Source organism: uncultured Brachybacterium sp. (genome assembly GCF_947500705.1).
In the GTDB taxonomy this organism is placed as follows: domain Bacteria; phylum Actinomycetota; class Actinomycetes; order Actinomycetales; family Dermabacteraceae; genus Brachybacterium.
The window spans coordinates 1-1,365 of sequence record NZ_CANMSY010000023.1; the positions used below are offsets into that span (position 1 = coordinate 1).

At 65.5% G+C, this 1,365-nt stretch carries 2 protein-coding genes; both read right to left on the reverse strand.

Annotation, left to right across the window (positions count from 1 at the left end; all coding sequences use genetic code 11):
- A partial coding sequence (locus Q0937_RS17890; RefSeq protein ID WP_299306364.1) for a cytochrome c biogenesis CcdA family protein occupies positions 1-569 on the reverse strand: 569 nt, incomplete at its 3' end.
- Positions 566-1,165, reverse strand: a complete 600-nt coding sequence (locus Q0937_RS17895) for a TlpA disulfide reductase family protein (RefSeq protein ID WP_299306366.1) — start codon at positions 1,163-1,165, stop codon at positions 566-568. The genes Q0937_RS17890 and Q0937_RS17895, both read right to left, overlap by 4 nt.
- Positions 1,166-1,365: the final 200 nt, after the last annotated feature.

A 1,365-nucleotide genomic window follows, 5' to 3' on the forward strand; every position in this document is an offset into this window, starting at 1 on the left:
GATAGCGCGATGATCGCGGCGTAGGTAGGGCCGATGCAGGGTGTCCAGCTCAGCCCGAAGACGAAGCCCATCAACGGCGCTCCAAGAAGGCCCGCATCAGGGCGTCTCCTGGACACCTGGAGGTTCCCTGTCAATCGAGGGAACACGCCCATGAAAATGAGTCCCATCACGATGACGATCACGCCGGCCACCCGGTTGATCCAGACTGCGTGCGCCTGAAGGAGATATCCCACCGCGCCAGCGAATCCGCCCAGCGCCATGAATACCACCGCGAAGCCCGCGATGAACAGCACGCTGCCACCCAGCATTCTCCCAGTCCCCTCACGGAAGAGGGTTCTCGGTCGTCGCACCTCCCCGGTATTCTCAGGCGATCTCCGGGGTAGCTTGGTGGGGTTCAGTCCTTGCCCGGCAAGCCCGGAGACGTAACCGAGGTAGCCCGGCACGATGGGCAGCACGCACGGTGAGAGGAACGCGATCAGGCCTGCGATCGCGGCGACGGTGATGGCCAGGAGAAGAGACCCGGACAGGGCGATCGATTGGAAGGTCTCCGCGAGTCCATTGACGCTCACGCGGCTCCTTCGGCGAGAACGGCGTCGAGCATCGATCTCAGGATGGAGGGGTCGATCGCTCCGGAGATTCGGCCTGCGGCGCGGCCATCGTGGTCGAGGACGAGAGTGGTGGGGACCGCGTTGGGCGCGACTTGGCCGCGCAGCTGGTACATGATCTCTGCGTCCGAGTCCGGCAGCGAGGGGTAGGTGATGCCGTAGGTCTCCTCGAAGGCCCCGGCGGGCCCTGCCGAATCACGGACGTTGATCCCGATGAACGAGACGCCCTGGTCGGCGTACTCCTCGTGGATGGCCTGCAGATCCGGTGCCTCCACCCGGCACGGCGGGCAGGAGGCGTACCAGACGTTGACCACCAGCACCGATCCCCAGTGGTCCGTGGAGTCGAATCGTTCGCCGTCGTAGCTGGTCCCGGTGAACTCGACGGGTTCTGAGCGATCGGCGGGAGCGATCTCTGTGGTCACACCGTTGCCGGAGACGTATCCGGCCTCCTCGGAACCATAGCGATCGCCGGTGTCAGTGCCGCCGCAGGCAGTGACCAAGCCGGTGGTGGCGAAGAGGCCGGTGGCGTACAGAATCCGTCGCCGGGAGTGGGCGCGCATGTGCTCGCTCCTTCAAGGTGATTGCGAGGGTCAGGTGGAGGGGCAGGACGTGAGCTCGTCCGGGCCTAGAACAGCGTGGACCAGTAGTCCCAGAACCTCACGGCGATGAGTGCCAGGATCACCAGGTACCAGGCCACAAGGAGCGGGACGCGGAACTCGATCACGAGACGGACCGCCCGCCGCACGGCCGGAGTGGAGGT